The 20,626-nt window shown below is 55.9% G+C and carries 17 protein-coding genes; 10 read left to right on the forward strand and 7 right to left on the reverse strand.

The genetic code is table 11. The features are described from left to right. Positions 1-47 precede the first annotated feature (47 nt). Positions 48-1,913 (reverse strand): methanol/ethanol family PQQ-dependent dehydrogenase, encoded by a 1,866-nt coding sequence (locus tag ACAM29_RS04850; RefSeq protein WP_369623398.1) that lies wholly within the window; start codon positions 1,911-1,913, stop codon positions 48-50. A gap of 389 nt (positions 1,914-2,302) precedes the next feature. Between ACAM29_RS04850 and pedF the strand changes: the two genes are divergently transcribed. The 8 genes from pedF (at position 2,303) to ACAM29_RS04890 (ending at position 12,821) form a co-directional block, all read left to right on the forward strand. Next, positions 2,303-2,746 (forward strand): cytochrome c-550 PedF, encoded by a 444-nt coding sequence (gene pedF, locus ACAM29_RS04855; protein WP_369623399.1) that lies wholly within the window; start codon positions 2,303-2,305, stop codon positions 2,744-2,746. After that, a complete protein-coding gene (locus tag ACAM29_RS04860; RefSeq protein WP_369623400.1) occupies positions 2,733-3,671 on the forward strand; it encodes a substrate-binding periplasmic protein in 939 nt (312 codons plus the stop codon). Before pedF ends, ACAM29_RS04860 begins: the two co-directional genes overlap by 14 nt. 41 nt (positions 3,672-3,712) lie before the next feature. Further along, a complete protein-coding gene (locus tag ACAM29_RS04865) occupies positions 3,713-4,480 on the forward strand; it encodes a quinoprotein dehydrogenase-associated SoxYZ-like carrier (protein WP_369623401.1) in 768 nt (255 codons plus the stop codon). A gap of 9 nt (positions 4,481-4,489) precedes the next feature. After that, positions 4,490-5,413 (forward strand): quinoprotein relay system zinc metallohydrolase 1, encoded by a 924-nt coding sequence (locus tag ACAM29_RS04870; protein WP_369623402.1) that lies wholly within the window; start codon positions 4,490-4,492, stop codon positions 5,411-5,413. Positions 5,414-5,592: 179 nt separating this feature from the next. Beyond that, positions 5,593-7,365 (forward strand): PQQ-dependent methanol/ethanol family dehydrogenase, encoded by a 1,773-nt coding sequence (locus ACAM29_RS04875; protein ID WP_206834268.1) that lies wholly within the window; start codon positions 5,593-5,595, stop codon positions 7,363-7,365. A gap of 312 nt (positions 7,366-7,677) precedes the next feature. Beyond that, positions 7,678-8,817: a porin gene (locus tag ACAM29_RS04880; RefSeq protein WP_091823910.1), complete on the forward strand. Its 1,140-nt coding sequence runs from the start codon at positions 7,678-7,680 to the stop codon at positions 8,815-8,817. A 253-nt stretch (positions 8,818-9,070) separates the two neighbouring features. Then, on the forward strand, positions 9,071-10,231 hold the full coding sequence (nosP, locus tag ACAM29_RS04885; protein WP_369623403.1) for a nitric oxide-sensing protein NosP: 1,161 nt from the start codon (positions 9,071-9,073) through the stop codon (positions 10,229-10,231). Beyond that, positions 10,221-12,821 (forward strand): NahK/ErcS family hybrid sensor histidine kinase/response regulator, encoded by a 2,601-nt coding sequence (locus tag ACAM29_RS04890; protein WP_369623404.1) that lies wholly within the window; start codon positions 10,221-10,223, stop codon positions 12,819-12,821. Before nosP ends, ACAM29_RS04890 begins: the two co-directional genes overlap by 11 nt. 17 nt (positions 12,822-12,838) lie before the next feature. On the opposite strand, the gene ACAM29_RS04895 is transcribed toward ACAM29_RS04890, so the two are convergent. Then, the gene (locus tag ACAM29_RS04895) at positions 12,839-13,510 is read right to left on the reverse strand and encodes a response regulator transcription factor (RefSeq protein WP_091823919.1); all 672 of its coding nucleotides are present in this window, start codon (positions 13,508-13,510) and stop codon (positions 12,839-12,841) included. 61 nt (positions 13,511-13,571) lie between these two features. Beyond that, a complete protein-coding gene (locus tag ACAM29_RS04900) occupies positions 13,572-14,141 on the reverse strand; it encodes a rhodanese-like domain-containing protein (protein WP_369623405.1) in 570 nt (189 codons plus the stop codon). Positions 14,142-14,325: 184 nt separating this feature from the next. On the opposite strand from ACAM29_RS04900, the gene ACAM29_RS04905 reads away from it, so the two are divergent. After that, positions 14,326-14,673 carry a PilZ domain-containing protein gene (locus ACAM29_RS04905; protein WP_369623406.1) on the forward strand — a complete coding sequence of 116 codons (348 nt, stop codon included), beginning with the start codon at positions 14,326-14,328 and terminating at the stop codon, positions 14,671-14,673. Here the strand turns inward: ACAM29_RS04905 and ACAM29_RS04910 are convergent. Both ACAM29_RS04910 and ACAM29_RS04915 read right to left on the reverse strand, forming a co-directional pair. Continuing rightward, positions 14,629-16,452, reverse strand: a complete 1,824-nt coding sequence (locus ACAM29_RS04910) for an ABC transporter ATP-binding protein (RefSeq protein WP_369623407.1) — start codon at positions 16,450-16,452, stop codon at positions 14,629-14,631. The two genes, ACAM29_RS04905 and ACAM29_RS04910, sit on opposite strands and share 45 nt — an antisense overlap. Continuing rightward, positions 16,439-18,178 carry an ABC transporter transmembrane domain-containing protein gene (locus tag ACAM29_RS04915; protein WP_369623408.1) on the reverse strand — a complete coding sequence of 580 codons (1,740 nt, stop codon included), beginning with the start codon at positions 18,176-18,178 and terminating at the stop codon, positions 16,439-16,441. The genes ACAM29_RS04910 and ACAM29_RS04915 overlap by 14 nt, the downstream gene beginning before the upstream one ends. A gap of 61 nt (positions 18,179-18,239) precedes the next feature. Between ACAM29_RS04915 and ACAM29_RS04920 the strand changes: the two genes are divergently transcribed. Further along, complete coding sequence (locus ACAM29_RS04920) at positions 18,240-18,851, forward strand: hypothetical protein (protein WP_206834254.1); 612 nt, start codon at positions 18,240-18,242, stop codon at positions 18,849-18,851. Here the strand turns inward: ACAM29_RS04920 and ACAM29_RS04925 are convergent. Next, complete coding sequence (locus tag ACAM29_RS04925) at positions 18,826-19,728, reverse strand: DMT family transporter (RefSeq protein WP_369623409.1); 903 nt, start codon at positions 19,726-19,728, stop codon at positions 18,826-18,828. The genes ACAM29_RS04920 and ACAM29_RS04925 overlap by 26 nt on opposite strands. 98 nt (positions 19,729-19,826) lie before the next feature. Beyond that, positions 19,827-20,258, reverse strand: coding sequence for an Rrf2 family transcriptional regulator (locus tag ACAM29_RS04930; protein WP_206834251.1), 432 nt, complete (start codon positions 20,256-20,258; stop codon positions 19,827-19,829). Positions 20,259-20,626 lie beyond the last annotated feature (368 nt).

Below are 20,626 nucleotides of genomic sequence, written 5' to 3' on the forward strand. Positions count from 1 at the left end.
GGAAGATCTCCTGCCATGAAAAATGGGGCCGCGTGGGCCCCATGGGTTTACTTGTTAGCCCACTTCGGCAGCTTGAAGGCCCAGAAGGACCCGCCCTGTGGTACGGGCTTGGTCAGGTCGGCCATATCGCCGCCCCAGAGTGGCACGGCTCCACCGTAGCCGGAGGCGACACCAATGTACTGCTCACCGTCCATCTCCCAAGTGATGGGGCTGGAGATGATTCCGGAACCGGTCTGGAACTTCCACAGCTCCTTGCCGTTTTTGGCATCAAAAGCTTTCAAGTAGCCATCGCCGGTACCGGTAAAGACCAGTCCGCCCTTGGTGGTGAGAACGCCTGCCCACAATGGCAGCTTCTCCTTGTGCTCCCAGGCGGTTTCACCGGTGACCGGGTCCATGGCGCGCAGGATGCCGACATGGTCGTCATACATTTTGCGAATGCGGAAGCCCTGGCCAAGATAGGCCGCGCCTTTCTGGTAGGTCACCTCTTCAGTCCAGTAATCCTCTTTCCAGTGGTTGGCCGGAATATAGAACAGGCCGGTATCCTGGCTGTAGGCCATAGGGTTCCAGTTTTTGCCACCGAGGAATGGAGGAGATACCTCGATGGATTCGCCTTTTTTCTCACCGGGTTTGGGCGGTGGCGGACGCTGTCCTTCAACTTCTGCCGGACGCCCGGTGTCAGGATCGATATGGGTGGCCCAAGTGATGTTGTCAACGAACGGGAAGGCGTGCATGAACTTGCCGTTCTCACGGTTGACTACATAGAAGAAGCCGTTACGGTCGGCATGAGCCGTTGCCTTTACGGTCTTGCCATCGTCATCATATTCAAACAGCACCAGCTCGTTGTTGCCGGAGAAGTCCCAGGCATCATTGGGGGTATGCTGATAGAACCATTTCACCTCGCCGGTGCTGGGATCGACGCCAACCTGTCCCGATGTGTAGAGGTTGTCATAGTCCAGCGGATTGCCGCCAGGTGAAGTGCGTTCCCAGGTGTTCCAGGGGGCGGGGTTGCCGGCACCGATGATGATGGTGTTAGTTTCGACATCAAAGCTGGCGCTCTGCCAGGGGGCGCCGCCGCCATGGCTCCAGGCTTCGACCTTACCGGTCTCGGTGTTGGGATCATCTGGCCAGGTGGGGGCACGAGGGTCACCGGTCGGTGTACTTTCCTTGCCATTCAGGCGACCCATATGACCTTCAACGAATGGACGCATCCAGATCTCTTCACCGGTGTCCGGGTCACGCGCGAACAGTTTGCCAACCACACCAAACTCATCACCCGATGAGCCATGAATCAGCAGTACCTTGCCGGTTTTCTGATCCTTTACCAGTGTGGGAGCACCGGTCATGGTATATCCGGCACTGTGATCACCAAATTTCTGCTTCCAGACAACCTTACCGGTGTTCTTGTCCAGGGCCACGATGGCAGCATCCAGCGTGCCGAAGAATACTTTGTCACCAAAGATGGCGGCACCGCGGTTTACCACATCGCAGCAGGGGCGAATATCGTCCGGCAGACGTGCACTGTAGGACCAGATCTGTTTACCGGTGCGGGCGTCGATGGCGAAGATGCGTGAGTAGGACCCGGTCACATAGATAACACCGTCATGCACCAGCGCCTGTGACTCTTGTCCACGCTGCTTCTCATCACCGAAGGAAAATGACCAGGCCGGGGTCAGCATCTCGATGTTGTCAACATTGATAGCGCTCATCGGGCTGTAACGCTGAGCCTTGGGCCCGATGCCATAGCCAAGTACATCCTGCGGGGTGCTCTGGTCGTTGAGTATGTCGTCCCAGCTGACATTGGAAGAGGCAGCCTGTACCCCGGCACTGCCAAGGCTGATGGCGATGCCCAGTACAGCGGTCTGGACAGATCCCGCCAGCAGGGCGCGGCGTGGCGCTTTTATATTTGTTTTCATTAGTTCAATACCCTGTTGAGTGGTGTTCAGCCAGCCTCGTTCGAGAGTGGCCATTGCCAGAGCATTGTGTTCAGCAAGAGGGGGTTCAGGCGACGGAAGCCGACCCTGAAATGCTGGGAATGGAGGTGGATGTGAGCGGGAGATTCCACATGGTTACCGGGAAAAAATCCCTTACAATCAAATGGTTATGCTTTAGTTTTACTACCTTGGTGTGACTGAATCAACCCCTGGTACTGGTTATCTGTGAAATTTACTACCAAAGGCCAATGTTTTGGGTGCCAAGGTTGAATTCTGGCGCTGTGACGGCTGGTTCATCATGAGCTCATCAAGGTCGGGGCCTGTGCCCCGGCTGCGTTCTGTCAGATAAAACAAGAAACGGGTGAACAACCATGTCCAAGCATAACAAACTCACCGGCCTGTTGGCTGCCACTTTGATGGCTTCTGCGCTTTCCGGCCAGGTTCTGGCACACGGCGATGTCACGCCTCAGGCAGTGGATACCGAAGGGCTGTCCAGTCTGGGTGAAGACTGGGCAGATACCAACCCCTATCGTACGCCTTCTGATGACCACGATCTGGCGGTGAAGATTGGTGCTTCAGCCTATAACCAGAATTGTGCTCGCTGTCATGGACTGGACGGTATTTCAGGCGGTATCGCACCGGATCTGCGTTACCTGAGCCCGGATTTTGAAGGTGATGACTGGTTCAAGTACCGCGTGATAAACGGGGCGGTACGTGATGGCGCCGTCTACATGCCCAAAATGGCGGATACGTTGAGTCAGGAGGCGCTCTGGGCGATCAGAACCTGGCTGGAGACCAAGTATGTTGAGGAATAAGCTGCTAACACTGCTTATATCCCTGATGGCAGGCCTGCTCGGAAACGAGCAGGCTTTTGCGCGTTTGTATGATGACGTGATCGACTCGGGATATATTCGTATCGGTGTATACAAGGACTTTCCACCGTATTCATGGGAAGAACAGGGCAAGCCTGCCGGGCTGGATGTGGATATCGCCCGCCATATTGCGGATGAGCTGGAGCTTGATCTGCAGCTGCACTGGATCACGCCCGACGAAGGTCTCGAAGATGACCTGCGCAACAATGTCTGGCGGGGTCACTACCTGGACAAGGATGAAGACAATCCTCTTGCGCGGAAAAACGTAGCAGATGTGATGCTGCGAGTGCCCTATGACAAGGCCTATGCCTACAAACAGGATTCACTGGGGTATTTGATCAACGAATTCGTGGTCATGATGGCGCCCTATCATGAAGAACGCTGGCAGGTCGCCTATGACTCGCAGCGGTTGGACTCAGTCAAAACAGTTGCGGTGTTTCAGTATGAGCCGGTGGGGGTCGAGGTTGATACCGTGCCGGCCTTCTATTTCACATCCGCTCTGAATGGGCGGCTGCGTGACAAAACCCGGCATTACGTCAACCCGCGTGCTGCATTTGAGGCCATGGAGCAGGGTGAGGTTGCAGCTGTGATGGCGATGCGATCAGAGATCGACTGGTTGCTGGAGCAGGGGGGCAATCCGCGTTTCAGGCTGGCGGAAAACAGCTTCCCGACCATGGGCAGGCAGATGTGGGATGTGGGTATTGCCGTGCGCGAGACTGACCGTCAACTGGGGTATGCCGTTGAAGCGGTACTCGACGACATGATAAGGGGCGGTCAGATGAAGCAGATCTTCGAGCGTTATGGGGTGCGCTTCAGTGCGCCGTCTTTCTATCAGGTGGAGCAGGCGGCCCAGACCAAAGCGCAATAACCCGGTCAGGATTCACACAATAAAAACAAGAGGAATGACACATGCAGATGTTTCGCTCAGGCCTTGTCGGTCTGCTGGCTCTGTTGGTTACGGGGGTGTTGCAGGCGGGTACACCCGATGATCCCCTCAATTCAGTGATGTGGGACTACACGCGGAAAATTTTTCTGGGGGATGCAGACTACCGCTTTGAGCCTCGTATCAAAGTTGAAGTCCCGGCATTTGCCGAAGATCCTGCCCAGGTGCCGATTAGTATCGATGCCAGTGCCTTTGCCGGTGAGATCGAGCGCATTGTGGTCTGGGCTGACCTGAACCCGATCCAGCATATCTTCGACTACTACCCGATTAAGAACGCCAACGGTCGCGTTTCACTGCGCATTAAGGTGCAGCAGAGTACCGCAGTGCGAGCGGCCGTGCTGACCAAAAGCGGCAGCTGGCATATTGGCTATGCCCAGCTCGAAGCGGCCGGTGGTGGTTGCACCACGCCCAGTATGGGTAATGCGGACCCTTACTGGCAGAGTCACCTCGGCGAAGTTCAGGCGCGCCGCTTCAGCAACGCAGAAGGCGAGGGATCTCGGCTTAAATTGCGTGTGATCCACCCGATGGACACTGGGTTGGTGGATGCGATTCCGGAGTTTTATCTGCAGCAGCTTGAATTGCGTAATGGGGCCGGCGAGGTTCAGATCCTTATGGAGTTGTCTCAGCCGGTATCTGAGAACCCGGTGATCAGCTTTGATCTTGATGAAGATACGACCGGTTATACCCTCTGGCTGCGGGATAACGGTGGTAATGAATTCACACGGCCACTTTAGGAGGTTCAGATGAAACGGATAACCGCTTTATTGTGCCTGCTGGCCTCTCTGTCGGCCAGCGCAGCGTCGTTCGATTATGGGCTTAAGCCGGTGGAAGTGGCCGAGAACACCTGGTTCATTGAGGGGCGTACCGAAGACTTTAGCGTTGAAAATGGTGGTAACATCGTCAATACCGCCTTCATAGCAACTGGCGATGGGGTACTGGTACTGGATACAGGTGTATCACGTCGTTATGGCGAAGCGCTGCTTGAAGCGATTCAGTCGGTCACGGATGAGCCCATTCGCATGGTGATCAATACCCATCAGCATCCCGATCACTTTCTGGGTAATCAGGCATTCCAAGATGTTCCCATTGTGTCTCTGGCGGAGACCCAGCAGCAGATTCGAAACCACGGCGACAGTTTTGCGGAAAACATGTACCGGCTGGTAGGGGACTGGATGCGCGGCACGGAAGTGGTGGTGCCGACCGAGACACTTGAACCCGGTGTGCAGGAGATGGGCAGCCATCGACTGGAGTGGATCCGAATGAGTGGGCACAGTGGCGCTGATCTGGTGCTGTTTGACCACAGCACCGGAGTGCTGTTTCCCTTTGACATGGTGTTCTATCAGCGCGCCCTGACAACTCCACATACCCCAGGACTGCAGCAGTGGCGAGACGAAATTGCACAACTGCGGCAGTATCCATTCAAGCTGATGCTGCCAGGGCATGGGCCAATGGTGAGCGATCAACGTGCGCTTGATCAGATGGACGCCTATCTGGTCTGGCTGGACAAAACGTTACGTGATGCCGCAGAGCAGGGCTTGAGCATGACTGAAGTGATGCAGCTGCCGATCCCTTCCGAGTTTGACAGCATCGCCCTGCGTGAAGTCGAGTTCCAGCGCAGCGTTGTTCATCTCTTTCCTGCCTATGAAGAGGCGGCTTTTGGCCGTTGACGGCTGCGGCAAAGGCCAGTCAATGCAGGCTCTCCAGCCGGGTATTACTACCAAGTGAGGAGAAAACTGCTTCGCCCGTTCAATTGTTCCAAACGGGGTCAAATTCAAGAATGCCTGTACGGGTCGGGAAATTTTCCCGGCTCTCTCCCGAACAACAAAAATCCTCAAAGGGGACAGCGATGAAGAAATTTGGCTGCCGTAATGGCTTCGCTCTATCCACGCTGGTTGCAGCCATGTCGGTTGCAACACTGGCGCAGGCAAGTGTGACCGACAAGGATATTCTCGCCGATCATATGACAACGGACGCGATTGTGACCAACGGCCTTGGGCTGCAGGGTCAGCGCTACAGTCCGCTCGATGCACTCAACACAGAAAACGTTCAGGAACTGCGTCCGGTCTGGTCGCTGTCTTTCGGTGGTGAGAAGCAGCGTGGGCAGGAATCCCAGCCGATGGTCAAAGATGGCGTGATGTACGTCACGGCCTCCTATTCACGCGTGTTTGCTGTTGATGCCCGTACCGGTGACGAGCTGTGGGAATACAATGCCCGACTGCCTGATGGCATCATGCCTTGCTGTGACGTGATCAACCGTGGTGTAGGTCTGTATGATGACCTGGTAATTTTCGGCACCCTTGATGCCAAGCTGGTAGCCCTGAACAAGGATACCGGCAAGGTGGTCTGGATCAAGAAAGTGGCCGACTACAAGGAAGGCTACTCGATTACGGCTGCACCGCTGATCGTGAACGGTAAGATCATTACCGGTGTATCCGGTGGCGAATTCGGCGTAGTGGGCAAGGTTGAAGCCTATGATGCCAAAACCGGTGATATCCTCTGGACCCGTCCGACCGTGGAAGGCCACATGGGATATGTTTGGAAGGATGGCAAGAAGGTTGAGAATGGCATCTCCGGTGGCAAGCCGGGCCAGACTTGGCCAGGTGATCTCTGGAAAACGGGCGGTGCTGCTACCTGGCTGGGCGGTACCTACGATCCGGATACCAACCTGCTGTTCTTCGGTACCGGTAACCCCGCTCCATGGAACTCGCATCTGCGTCCGGGTGATAACCTGTTCTCCTCATCGCGTCTGGCAATTAATCCGGATGACGGCAAAATTGTATGGCACTTCCAGACCACGCCTCACGACGGTTGGGACTTCGATGGCGTGAACGAGGTTATCTCGTTCGATTACACCCAGGGTGGAAAAACGGTGAAGGCGGCGGCCACTGCCGACCGTAACGGCTTCTTCTATGTCCTGAACCGTGAAAACGGAGACTTCATTCGTGGTTTCCCGTTTGTTGACAAGATCACCTGGGCCGAAGGTCTGGATGAGAAAGGCCGTCCGGTCTACAAGGACGGTGGTCGTCCGGGTAATCCGCTCGATGCCAAAGAGGGCAAGCAGGGTGAGTCCGTTGTGTCTGCACCTTCTTTCCTGGGCGGCAAGAACTGGATGCCGATGGCGTACAGCCAGGATACCGGGCTGTTCTACGTGCCATCCAATGAGTGGGAGATGGATATCTGGAACGAACCGATCTCCTACAAGAAAGGTGCTGCCTATCTGGGTGCCGGTTTCACCATCAGGCCGATGAATGAAGAGTATATTGGTGTGCTGCGTGCGATCGATCCGGTTAACGGCAAGGAAGTATGGCGCTACAAGAACTACGCGCCGCTTTGGGGTGGGGTGCTGACCACCAAGGGCAACCTGGTGTTCACTGGTAACCCTGAAGGCTACCTGATGGCATTCGATGCCAAAACCGGCGAGATGCTGTACAAGTTCAACACCGGTTCAGGCATTGTCGGTTCGCCGATTACCTGGGAGATGGATGGTGAGCAGTACGTCTCCGTTGTGTCCGGCTGGGGTGGTGCAGTACCGCTCTGGGGTGGTGAAGTAGCCAAGCGTGTCAAACACCTGAATCAGGGTGGCTCTGTCTGGACCTTCAAACTGCCGAAAAAAAGCTGATCGACTGATACCCGCTGTTTGAAAAAGCCCTGCCGGCTCTGTCGGCAGGGCTTTTTTGTTGAACTTTCAGCTGAGCGATTAATCTATTGATATCAATTGGATATAAAGCATATCTTATGTTGCACCTGCTTCTGCTACCTTCAGGCAGAGTCGTAATACTCCGGCATTGATACGGTTCAGTCTGCCTCGGTAGTGCGCCTGAAAGCGTGCACAAAACCTTCTGTTGTTGCATATATCAAGGTCTCCCCTTGGGCGAACATCACCCCATCGTAATCACGATGTCATGACCGATGTTTCTATTTGGGGGAAACCATGAACAATAAAAAATTCACCACCAGACTTCTGCCTGCAATGATTGCACTGGGTATGGCGGCCCAGGCCCAGGCCGAGATCAAGCTGTATGATCAGGAAGGTACAACGTTCTCGACCGATGGCCTGATCAACGCTTTCTACGTACACAGTGACAATGATGGCCGCGAGCAGTCTCGTGTCAAAATGGGCTTCCTGCCCAACTGGATCGGTTTCAATTTCGGCAAGGAAACAGGTGACCTGAAGCTGGGTGCGCGTTCATCGTTCTGGGTCAGCATCAATGATTCCGATGTGGTGCGTGCCAATAATCAGGGGCGGGGTGAGTCTCTGGGTACCGATACTGGCATCGATGTACGTCAGTTCTACGGCACAGTCGATGGTGACTGGGGCCAAGTATTGATCGGTAAGGACTTTGGTCTGTTCAACCGTACCAATATCATGTCAGACGAGTTGCTGCTCGGTTATGGCCAGACTTCTGATGCATTGGGTCTTATTGATGGTGGCAACGTTTCCTTCGGCAACATCGGCAGTGGCTATACCTATCCGTTCCCGAAAGCACAGATCACGTACCGTTCGCCCACCCGCAATGGCCTCCAGCTGGCGGTTGGTATCTTTGATCCAAGCAAATCGTCGGCTGACTCGTCAGAAGATGCACCGCGTTTTGAAGGTGAACTGACCTACACAGTAAACACCGATTCCTTGGACTTCAAAGCGTGGCTGGGTGGCTTGTATCAGAGCTCTGATGACCCAGTAGCCGATACAAGTGTGGATTCGACAGGTGTTTCCTACGGCGCCAACGTCAAATTTGGTGATCTGTCACTGACGGCATCCGGCTTCCAGAGCGAAGGTATCCACCCTGCAGCAATCGACAACTTTGTAGCGGATGAAAGTGTTGAGCTTGATGGGTATCTGGTGCAGGGTTCCTACAGCTTTGGCCCGAACCGTGTAGCCCTTTCATATGGTGAAAACGAAGGTGACAATGGCGCCGACTTCACCTACGAAAATACAGCAGTTGCCTGGTTCTATACTGTGAACAGCAACCTGAAATTGATTGCCGAGTACGACCAGACCGAAATCAGTGGTTCCACTCTGGGTACCGAAAAGAACGATACCATGGCCTTTGGTGCCGTCCTGACCTGGTAAACCTGCAGTACCACTCCTGGCGCGCAGCCGGCTCCCCTTCGCCGTCTGCGCGTTTTTTTGTCTGCCATTTGAAGCAGTACTTTGGGAGTAGATGATCAGTTGGTATCAGACTCCCGCAGCATGGGCCTGTTCAGCCCAAAACCGCTACTTTCATGCTGCTTTTACTGATGTTTGAAGTACTCAAGTAGCATTACCCGCCCCTGTAGTGCTGGCTACAATGTGGGTATACCCATATCTGCGCGAGTGTACCCCTATGAACGCGCCTGTACTGCACAGTCCCGTCCGTTCTGCCATGTCATCGGCACGCGATCCTGAAACGGCATCTCGGGAGTTGGCCACGGCACTTGATCATCCTGAACTTGGTTTCGTTCTTTTTTTCTGCTCGGCAGAGTATGACCTGAATGCACTTGCGCACAGTCTCAATGATGCCTTTGGCGAGGTTCAGCTGGCAGGCTGTACCACTGCAGGTGAGCTGACACCGCGTGGCTACGATCAGGGAACCATCACCGCCATCGGCTTTGATCGTCATCTTTTTGCCGTTGAAGTCGGGCTGATAGAAGAGCTGGAAAAGTTCAGTCTGACCGATGCCCAGTCTGAGGTGGAACGGCTGATCGGGCGCTGTCGTGAGCGTCAGGTTGCGCCGATCAAGGGACATACCTTTGCCCTGACGCTGCTGGATGGGCTATCCAGTCAGGAGGAACTGGTGTTGCTGACATTGGATTCAGCACTGGGCAGCATCCCCAATTTTGGTGGCTCGGCGGGTGATGATATTCATCTGACCGGTACCCATGTATTTGCCGGTGGCGAGTTCCGGACCCGTGCAGCGGTGGTTGTGATGATCAATACACCGTTGGACTTTGAGGTCTTCAGTACGCACCACATGCATAGTCTGGAACAGAAGCTGATCGTAACCCGTGCAGATGCCGCCAGTCGTACCGTATACGAGCTGAATGCCGAGCCGGCTGCGCTGGAATATGCCCGCCTGCTGGGACTGAACCCCGAACAACTCGATTTCAAGACTTTTGCACTCAATCCTCTGGCTGTGCGCATCGGGCAGGAGTATTACGTGCGCTCCATTCAAAAGGTCAATCCTGACCTGAGTCTGACCTTCTATTGCGCCGTCGAGAACGGCATCGTTTTGACCGCCATGCAGCCTGGCGAAATGCTGCAGGACCTTTCTCACCGCCTTGAACAGATTGAAAGCACTTTGGGTGAACCGCTGATTACTATCGGCTGTGACTGCTTTCTGCGCCGGCTGGAAGCGGAGTATACCGGGCAGGCACAGAAAACATCCGAACTGCTGACCCGGCATCAGATAATCGGCTTTAACACCTATGGTGAGCAGTTTGATGGCATGCATATCAATCAGACCTTTACCGGGGTCGTGATCGGCAGGGCGCAGCATGGCTACTGATATCGAAAAGGCACAGCTGGAAGCGCGTATCGCAGAGCTTGAGCAAGACAATGCCAAGCTGCGTCGCATGAAAAAGGCGTTGATCGAACGGGTCGAGTCCAGCAGCACAGTACGTACGGCGCCGTATGCCGCGTTTGAGCATTCGGTAGTGCTGGCCGAGCAGGTGCGTGAGCGCACCGAAGCATTGAATGCGGCATTGGCAGAACTCAAACACAGTAACATGGCGCTGAAGCAGGCCAATCAGGAGGCAGCCACGGCGCACCAGCGACTGATTGACGCCATCGAAAGCATCTCGGACGCCTTTGTACTGTTTGATGCCGAACGGCGTATCGTGCTGTTCAACAGCCGCTTTCGTGACTATTGGCAGGGCACGCAAACTCGTATTGAGCGGGGCATCACCATCCATGACGTGCGCCGTCTTGCGCTGGAGCGTGGCGTAATCGCCGAAGAGCATGTGGGTCAGGGGGATGAGGCGACCGTATATCATCTTTCTGATGGTCGCTGGGTGCAGATGAACGAGCGTCATACCAATGATGGCGGTCTTGTGATCCTGTACACCGATATTACCGACCTGAAGGCGAGTGAGACCGCTCGGCGTGAGCAGGCGCTGGCACAAAAAAGCCGGCTACTGCAGCGTACCGTTGATAATCTGTCCCAGGGGGTGGCGCTGATTAATCCGGAGGGCGAGCTGGAAGTCTGGAATGACCGATTTGCCGAACTGACCGGACTCAGCCCGGTCAGCAGCGTCCCGTTTGAGTCTTTGATGGGTGCCAGTGAAGTGCAGCTGCTGACACCCGACACGCTCAGTGTACACGGTCGGCCACTGTTGGAAACCGAGCAGCACCTTGCGGATGGTCGAGTACTGGAAATTCGTACCCACCCAATGCCATCCGGTGGCTTTGTGAATACCTACACGGATATAACCGAACGCCATCGTTATGCTGAAACCCTGCGCGAGAACGAGAACTGGCTGCGTCTGATTACCGACCATGTGCCGGCGCTGATCGCCTATGTGGGCGGTGAAGGACATTTCCAGTTCACCAACCAGGTTTATGATGACTGGTATGGCTGGCCTCGGGGAAGTCTGATCGGACAGAGCATTCGTCAGGTACACGGTGAGCAGCAGTATGCTCGGCTGGAGCCGTATATCCGCCAGACCATGAGCGGGCAGAATGCCACCTTCGAAATTGATGAGCAGAATGCGGCAGGTGAAAACCGGCACATGCTCAAATCCTATGTAGCCAATATGGATGCTGCGGGCAACACGGTTGGTTTCTTTGTGCTGATCCGTGATATCACTGAACGCAAACGAACCGCGCTTGCGCTGCAGCAAGCCTATCAGAACCTTGAGCAGCGCGTACGCGAACGCACCTCGGAGCTGACTGGGATTAACCTGCAGCTGCGACAGGAGATCGAGGAACGTATGTCGATCGAGGCGCGGTTGCTGGAGGCCAAGCAGGACGCCGAACAGGCTAACCTGTCCAAAACCAAGTTTCTTGCGGCGGTCAGTCACGATCTGCTGCAGCCGCTCAATGCAGCACGCCTGTTTACCGGTGCCTTGCTGGAACAACCCATGCCGGAGCGCATTCGCAGCCTGATCAGCTCTGTCAGCAACTCTCTGCAGGATGTAGAAACCCTGTTGGGTACGCTGGTTGATATTTCCCGCTTGGACGCGGGTGTCATCAAACCTGATGTATCCGCATTCAGACTCAATGAGTTGCTGGATACATTGGCAGCGGAATACCACCAGATGGCCGCTGCCGAAGGGCTGTCATTCCGTTTTGCGGGCAGTGACCGGGTCGTACTCAGTGACGCAACACTGTTGGCCCGTATTCTGCGCAACTTTCTGACCAACGCACTGCGCTATACCGATAAGGGCGGGAAAATCCTGTTGGGTTGCCGTCGCAGAGGAGAGCGGGTGTTGATTGAGGTCTGGGATACCGGTTCTGGCATTCCCGAGGACAAGCTGACGGAAATATTCCAGGAATTTCGTCGTATCCGTAACGGCAATCAGCATCAGGACAAAGGGCTGGGGCTGGGCCTTGCCATTGTCGACAAGATCGGTCGCATGCTGGATCACCCGATCAGGGTGAGATCAGTCGAGGGCAGGGGCTCGGTGTTTTCGGTAGAAGTGCCGGTAGGTCGGTTGTTGCCACAATCCTTCCAGGCGCCGTTTTCGGACCCGAGCATTCATGCCCGGCTGGAGGGAGCGCGCATCTGGATGATCGACAACGATCCCGCCATCTGTGCCGGCATGGCCACGCTGCTGACAGGCTGGGGCTGTGAAGTGGTGACGGCGCTGGGGCTGGACGATCTGCAGCAGCAAGTATCCATTGGCAGCGCCGGGCTGGACATTCTGATTGCTGATTACCATCTGGATGACGGCGCGACCGGTGATGAGCTGGTACGTGAGGTGCTGAGTCTGCGGGCGGACCAGCCGCCGGTATTGATGATCACGGCCAACTACAGCAACGAGCTGAAACAGGAAGTGAAGGCTCAGGGGTATCTGCTGATGAACAAGCCGGTCAAGCCGCTGAAGCTGAAGGCTACACTGGCCCACTTGCTGCAACGCCGGCAACAGCCGGCGTAAGCAGAGACTAGATCCATTCAGCGGCGCAGATACTGGGCGAAATCGATATCGCTGGCCGAGAGAATCGCCTGAACCCGGTTGTGCACACCGAGCTTGCGCAGAATGGCTGAAACGTGAGCCTTGACGGTGGTTTCAGCAATATGGAGGTTATAGGCGATCTGCTTGTTGGACTCCCCCTTGGCCATCCGCTCCAGCACCAGCAGCTGACGACGTGTCAAAGAAGAGAGGAGTTCGGGTGCAATCTGGGGGTTGTCGTTGCCGCGTCGGTTGCGGCGTCCTTCCTGTCCGCTCTGGCGAATAATGTCAGATGGCAGGTAGACGTTTCCGTCCAGGATCTGCTGCAGGGCTTCGGTCATCTGGTTGCGCGGTGATGATTTTGAGATGAAGCCAACGGCACCGCAGGTGATCGCCTGCAGCACGATCTGTTTGTCATCCTCGGCTGAAACAATCACCACGGGTACGGTGGGTGCCTCGTTGCGCAGTGAAATGAGCCCGTTGAGACCATTCATTCCGGGCATGTTGAGATCCAGCAACACCAGGTCCAGATCATCGTGTTCCTGCGCCAGGGCAAGGGCGGTTTCAAGGTTTTCGGTTTCCAGTGTTTCGGTATCGGGAAAGCCCGACTCGATCACGTTGGTGATCGCTTCTCGGAACAGTGGGTGGTCATCAGCGATAAGAATCTTGTACACGGGTATGTTCCCCTTTTATCTTTATTATTAAGAACTTCAGAGACCTTCCGTGTCAAACTTTTCAATAGTCGGCCGGTAATGGCACGGGGGTTCCGGTGACCAGATCGAGTTCGGCTTCGCGCCAGCCGTCAGTCCCTTCTGCATACCAGTACAGATTTTGGTAGCCCCAGCTGTGGGCGCGTTTGACAGCATTCCATGACATCCAGCAGTCAGCCGTGCAGTACAGTATGACCGGTCTCAATGGATCGCCACCGGTTGCCTGTTCCAGTTGAGTGCTGAAATACCGCTCCAGTCGTTCATCGGGTTCGCCCAGTCCTACGTTGGGCAACCAAATACTGCCGGGCAGGTGCAGTCGGGGTTTGGTAATCAGAAAAATACCGTCCTGCCATCCTACCGGCTGTACATCCACCAGTACCGGCTTTTTCGGTTGCTCCAGCAAACTGCGAACACCCGCGGTATCGACTCGAGTGCCACCCTCTACCGGTATCGCAGGCGGGCTGCGATAGTGGGCGATGCGATAGCCGTCCCATGAAAAATAGAGCCGGTCGTCAGGGTCTATCTCGGCCGCGGCGGTCGCAGTCAGCCCGGCAAGCAGGGCTGTTATGACTGATAGTCTTGCAAGCAGATGCATGGTGTAACTCCGTTACGACTATTAGACTCCTGCTGCCGGGTACTATGAATTCGACCTTGGGGGCGCCAAACCGGTACTTAAGTAGTAAAAAACCGTTTGTATCACAAGGTTGATCTGACCCTGAACATTGTTACGGCCACATGGCGGCACTATCATACCTGCATCCAACTGACAGAGAAGAAAGATGTTTCAGGAAAGACGCATATCTCCCCGCGTGCACTGTAGCCTGCCGGCAGAAATTGAAACCTCGGCAGGGGAGATGATCGATGTGAATCTGGTAAACATCAGCCGCAGTGGTTTCCATGTTGAGGGTGGTGATGTGCTGGCCGGGTTACAACCGCCACAGGGATTGGGGGCCACCGAGGTCTGGCTGCATTTCGGGCTTGGGCAGGGTCCGTTGCATTGCCACTGCCGTATTGTGTACAAGCGGCGCAATTCTCATGACAGCATCGGTTTGGGTCTGCGCATTGTGTCGACAGACCCTGACTCACTCACGCTGATCGACCGTTTTGTGCTCGACCGTCTCAGTTGAATACTGTTCAGCATCCTGCACCCGTGCTGCCTGCTGCTGCAGGCGGTACAGTCTTGCATAACGCCCTTGCTCGGCCCGCATCAGTGCTCGGTGTGAACCTGACTCAACAATCTCGCCATTGACCAGCAGCAGGATGTTGTCTGCCTCACGAATAGTGGAAAGGCGATGGGCAATCACAATAAGACTTACCTTACCATGCAATTCGTGCAAGGCTTGCTGCACCACCTGTTCTGTTTCGCTGTCGACGCTCGCCGTGGCCTCATCCAACAGCAGAACGCGCGGAGAACCTGCCAGTGCACGGGCGATGACCAGCTGCTGGCGCTGACCAGTCGAGAGCCGAGTCCCACGTTCCCCCAGCAATGTATGCATTCCCTGTGGCAGCTGTTGGATCATCGGCAACAGATGGGCCTGAGCGGCTGCCTGTTCGATGGCAACATCGCCAAGACCGCGCCCCATGTCGATATTGTCACGAATGCTGCCTGCAACGATGAATGGTTCCTGCGGAATCAAACCGATGCCATCACGCAGGACAGCATTGCTCAGCGACTGCAGGGGCTGGTCGTCGATTCGAATCGTACCTCTGCCGGGAGCGTAGTAGCGCAGCAGCAGGCTCAGCAGCGTGCTCTTGCCGCTGCCGGTGGGGCCTGCAATGCCCAGAAACTGGCCAGGCGGAAGGTCAAAACTGATTCCACGCAGAACCGGCTTCTCCGGTTGATAACCAAAGCCCAGCTGCTGCACTTGAATGTGCCCCTTGCTGACAGAACCCGTGCCGGGTTGACTGAGAGCGTTGTCTTCCGGTTCGTCCAGCAACTCCTGCACACGGCGTCCGGCAATCATCGCCTGCTGGTAAAGGTTGAAACGCTGAGTAATTTCTGCCAGTGGTTCGGTGAAACGTCCCAGCAGGTTGATGAATGCGTACAGTACACCGATCTCCAGGGTTTGCTCGGCAGGTTGCAAACCAAACCCCCAGATCACGGCGACGAGCACCAGTACGCTCATCAGGTCGATGGCCGGCCGTAACAGGGCCGCGCTGATGCGAATGGTGCGCAGGCGTGACTGATAGTAAGGCTGGTTAAGCGTTTCAAACCGGTTGATAAACCGGTCCTGCTGCCCGGATGCCTGAATCACGCCCATGCCACTGATCGACTCGCTGACCAGCCCGTTGATCTCCGAGCGCAGCTGTCGCTGGCGTGATACAGCGGCACCGCTGGCGCGCTGGTAAAGCCAGATCAGTCCGACCACAGCGGGTATCATCAGCAGTGCAATCAGCATCAGGAACGTATCCAATACGGCCATTGCGATCAGGATGCCTACCAGAAGCACGGTGTTGGTCAGTACTACTGACAGGAACTGCACGTACAGATCCTTTATCGATTCGGTGTCATTAGTGATGCGGCTGACCACCTGACCTGTAATGGCATGGTCAAACCATCCAAGCGGCAGGCACAAGGCACGTCTGAAAGCCCGTTCGCGGATATCCTGCACCGCCACCAGTGCCATGTCGGTAAATTTCATGGTCTGATGGAAGCGCAGCCAGGCGGCCAGTATCTGTACCAGCAGATATCCACCCAGCAGCAGTCCAACCGGCTGCCACTGCAGGTTGCCGGGCATCAGGTAATCATCTATGTAAACCTTGGCCAGCAGCGGGCCGGCCACATCAGCAGCAGTGGCCAGCACCAGTAAAATCAAAGCCTTGACCAGCAGCGAACGGTCACGGCGGATATAATCGAACAGCAGGCTGAAGGCGCGTCTAGCCTGGCTGCGCTCAGTGGCTGACATCGGTTTCTTCCTCCATCTGCTGGTAGGTCCACATGCGACTGTACCAGCCGTCAGTGGCAAGAAGCTGCTCATGAGTCCCGATCTCGTCGGGGTGGCCGTGTTGCAGTACCAGAATGCTGTCACAGTCTCGCAGCGCACTCAGGCGATGGCTGATCACAATCAGGCTGCGCCGCACACGGGCCTGTTGCAGGCGCTGCAGAATGCGTTTCTCGGTATCAAGGTCAACCGCCGAAAGGGAGTCATCCAGCACCAGCACAGGGGCCGGGGCCAGCAGCGCGCGCGCCAGCGCAACACGCTGGCGCTGGCCTCCGGACAGGGTAACGCCACGTTCGCCGACCGGTGTGTCATAGCCCTTTGGCAAACGTTCGATATCTTCATCGACGGATGCCAGCCATGCTGCGTGGCGTATCGCTTCAGGGCTTGCATCCGGCTGGCTCAAGGCGATGTTTTCCGCCACCGTCAGGCTGAATAGGAAAGGGTCCTGTGGTACCCAGGCGAAGCAGCTGCGCAGGGCCTGCAAAGGATAATCCGCAACGGCATGGCCTCCCAGCTGCAGTCGCTTTGGATTATCGGCTTCACGGTAGCGCATTAGCAGCTGGATCAAGGTGCTTTTTCCGGCACCGGTAGGGCCGGCAATGCCAAGGCGGCTGCCCGGCGGCAGATCAAAACTGACGTCCTGCAATGCAGGCGTTTCACTGCCGGGGTAGGTGAAGCTGAGTGCCTCGGCTGTCAGTGATGTTTCACTGACTAGTTGCTGCCCCTGGTCCTTGATGGAGTCGGGCGTTTGCAAGGTCGCGTCGACCCGTTTCCAGGCGGCACTGCCACGTTCGATGATATTGAGCAGCCAGCCGAACGCCCACATGGGCCAAATCAGCTGACCCAAGTAGAGGGTGAAACCGGTCAGTTCACCGATGCTGAGCTGCTCGGTGCTGATCAACCAGCTGCCACCGGCGAGAGTGAGAAGCAGAGAGGCGCTCATGCACAGAAAGATCAGTGGGTCGAACAGGGCCTCGCTGCGGGCTACATCATAGTTGGCCTTCGCGGCGCGATGGGTGATGGCGGCGTAATCATCGAACTCCTGCTGCTCGCGTCCAAGTGCTCGAATCATGCGAATGCCAGAGAGTGCTTCCTGGGTTCGGTCATTCAGTGCGGAGAACTGTTCCAGTGCTTCATTGAACTGGTGGTGGATACGGTTGGACAGGCGATGGAAACCGAATGCCATAACGGGGAAGGGCAATAATGCGATCAGGGTCAGGCGCCAGTCGATCACGGCTGCCATCATGATCATCACCAGCACAAAGGTCAGCAGGCCATCAAATCCTGACAGTATCCCTTCGCCTGCTGCCATCTCAATCGCATCTATATCGTTGGTGGCCCGTGCCATCAGGTCGCCGGTATTGTGTTCGGCATAAAAGGCGTCCCCCTGTCGGGTCAACCGTTGATAAAAACGGCTGCGCAGCAGGTTACCCAGCCGATAGGCGGTTCCGAACAGTATTTGACGCCAGGTGAAGCGCAGTACGTAGATCGCCAGGGCGCAGCCAAGCAGCAGCCAGAGGATGCGGCTGTGGCTCTGGTTGTCACCGGCCGCGAGATGGTCAACGCTTTGCCCTACCAGCCAGGGAATGCTGAGATTGAGCATGGCAACCAGTGACAGCAGTAACAGAGCTATCGAATAGGTGCGCCAATGTTCGCGAAAGAACCAGATCAATTGTTGAAACAGTTGCATGGCATCCTGTCGAATTTCAAAGTGATATGATGGACGGCAGTTTCATTCAGGAGAATACCGCATGAGTCTGATTCGGCGATGGCATCTGGTGTTACTTGCCCTGATCGTTGTTCTGTTGTGGATGGGACGTTCCCATTCACCGGTACCAGAGTCGTCTGAGCTGCCGCAGGTGTCATTGGCACCTGTGTCTGCCGAGCCGCTGCAACAGAATTTAACCCCGCCAGCCGAGCTTGAATTCGGGCAGTATTCGCTGCGTCTGTTGGCCGAGTTCGCGCTGGAAGCCCGGGTGCTGGCTCGAGAGCGCTATCGAATGGGGCGTGAGGCAGATCTTTCCCCCTGGGACTTCGCGCTGGGCTGGGGGCGTATGGCCGAGCCGGAAATTGCGCGTCAGTTTACCATACGTCAGTCGGGTCGATGGTATTACTGGCGCACCGAACAGTTGCCGATTCCCCAGCGTGAAGTTGAGATCAGCAGTGCCAATATGCACCTGATTCCGGCCAACGATCAAGTCAGAGAGGCACTGGATCATGTCAATTCCGGCAGCACGGTAAGCCTGCGCGGGTTTCTGGTTGAGGCCCGCGGCGAAGACGGCTGGCGCTGGCGCAGCTCCATGTCGCGGGAAGATACCGGCGATGGCGCCTGCGAACTCATTCTGGTGACTGATGTGCTCTGATCTCCTGCCGTAGCGGCGCCTTGCGCTGCTCTGCGCGGATATTGATCAGGTTGCCGCTGAACATCAGCGCAGCGCCCGCCAGTACATACCAGTCGATCAGTTCCTGATAAAACAGATAACCTACCAGTGCGATCAGGGGCAGACGCATGAAGTCCATCGGTACAACAACAGTCGCGTCAGCCAGTTTGAATGCGCGTGCCATACAGTAATGTGCACTCATGGCGGTGACGCCGACGACCAGTATCCAGGGCAAGGCTTCAAGGGTAGGGCTTTTCCAGTCAAGCAGTGATGGGAGCATGCCGAAGGGAAGCTGCATCAGGGTCATGTAGAACAGGATGCACAGTGGGGTGTCGGTGCGAGTCAGTGACTTGGTCTGAATGTAAGAGAGAGCATAGCCGAACGCGCCTGCCAATACGGCCAGTGAGGCCGGGTGCAGCACGCCCATGCCGGGGCGCAGTATCAGCAGCAGGCCGGCAATACCCAGCGCCACCGCCAGCACTCTGGGCAGTGTAAGTCGCTCACCCAGCAGCAGCCAGGCCAGCAGGGCCGTCCAGACAGGAGTGGTGAACTCGATGGCGATCACCTCCGCCAGCGATATCCAGGCCAGGCCATAAAACCAGCCATACTGACCACCGAAATGAGCGATGTTGCGCACCAGGTGCGCGCCGGGACGGGTGGTGCGCAGCTGTTCAATGCCGGTTTTGGCCACCAGTGCACCGATCAGGACAACGCCAATTACGCTGCGGAAAAACAGAATTTGGTAGGTGGTATATTCAGCTGTCAACTCACGTCCGGAAACAGCCATGGCCATGAACGAGAACAGTGCGCCGGTCATCCAGAGCGCAGCCAGAAATGCCGGGTGACGATCCTTCAACATTACAGCTCCTGAAATGCAAAACGGCATTCTCTCAGCTGCAGCGGGTATCGTCTATCCGGAATCTGCAACTGTTGGCGTGGGTGTGTACCGCGATGAGGCTAGCTGTTGGTGTGGGTAATCAGGTTGGCCTGCATCGAGTCACTGCGCAGCAGGTCAGCAAGCGTGTACTCCTTGAGGGTATCGAAAAAAGCCTGCTGAGCACGGGCAAGGGCACCTTGGAGAGTGCATTGACCGGCAAGACGGCAGGGCTGGCTGTTGCAGTCCACCAGCGGGGATGTACCTTCGGAATGGGCTACCACTTCACCGATGTTAATCTGCTCGGGGGGGCGGGCAAGGCAAATGCCCCCTTTCTTGCCGCGGAAGGTACTCAAATAGCCCCGTTTGCCAAGAGCGTGAACAACCTTGCGCAGGTGCTCGATCGAGATGTCATAGAATGTCGCGATTTCACTCAGGGTCGAGAGACGATCGGTATGGGTTGCGACATAGAACAGGACTCGGAGCGTATAATCGCTGAAACGGCTCAGTTGCATCGTGATACCCGACTTAATATAAGGATATGATGATACAAGATAACGCTCGGGACCGAAACTTTTCGTTATATGAATCATCAACGCCTGACGGGGCTTGCGTTCAGGTCGGTAAAACGTTAACAATAGCAGTCAACATACCTAATATTCAGAAGGCGCCTCACGGGGGCGCCTTCTCAGTTTTGAACGTTGTCATGCATCACCCGATCAGTACTCAGAAACCTGCGGCCTGTCTTGTTCAGGCCCCGCCAACCTGCCGCTGACGCTGATAGACCTGTATCAGCACGGTACAGGTCGTCGGGTGCACTTCGCTTTTTCCACTGATCCCTTTTATTTATCGTTGTACCTCAAGCCAGGTACAACCTGTTGTC

Source organism: Marinobacterium sp. BA1 (genome assembly GCF_041155135.1).
GTDB lineage: Bacteria > Pseudomonadota > Gammaproteobacteria > Pseudomonadales > Balneatricaceae > Marinobacterium > Marinobacterium iners.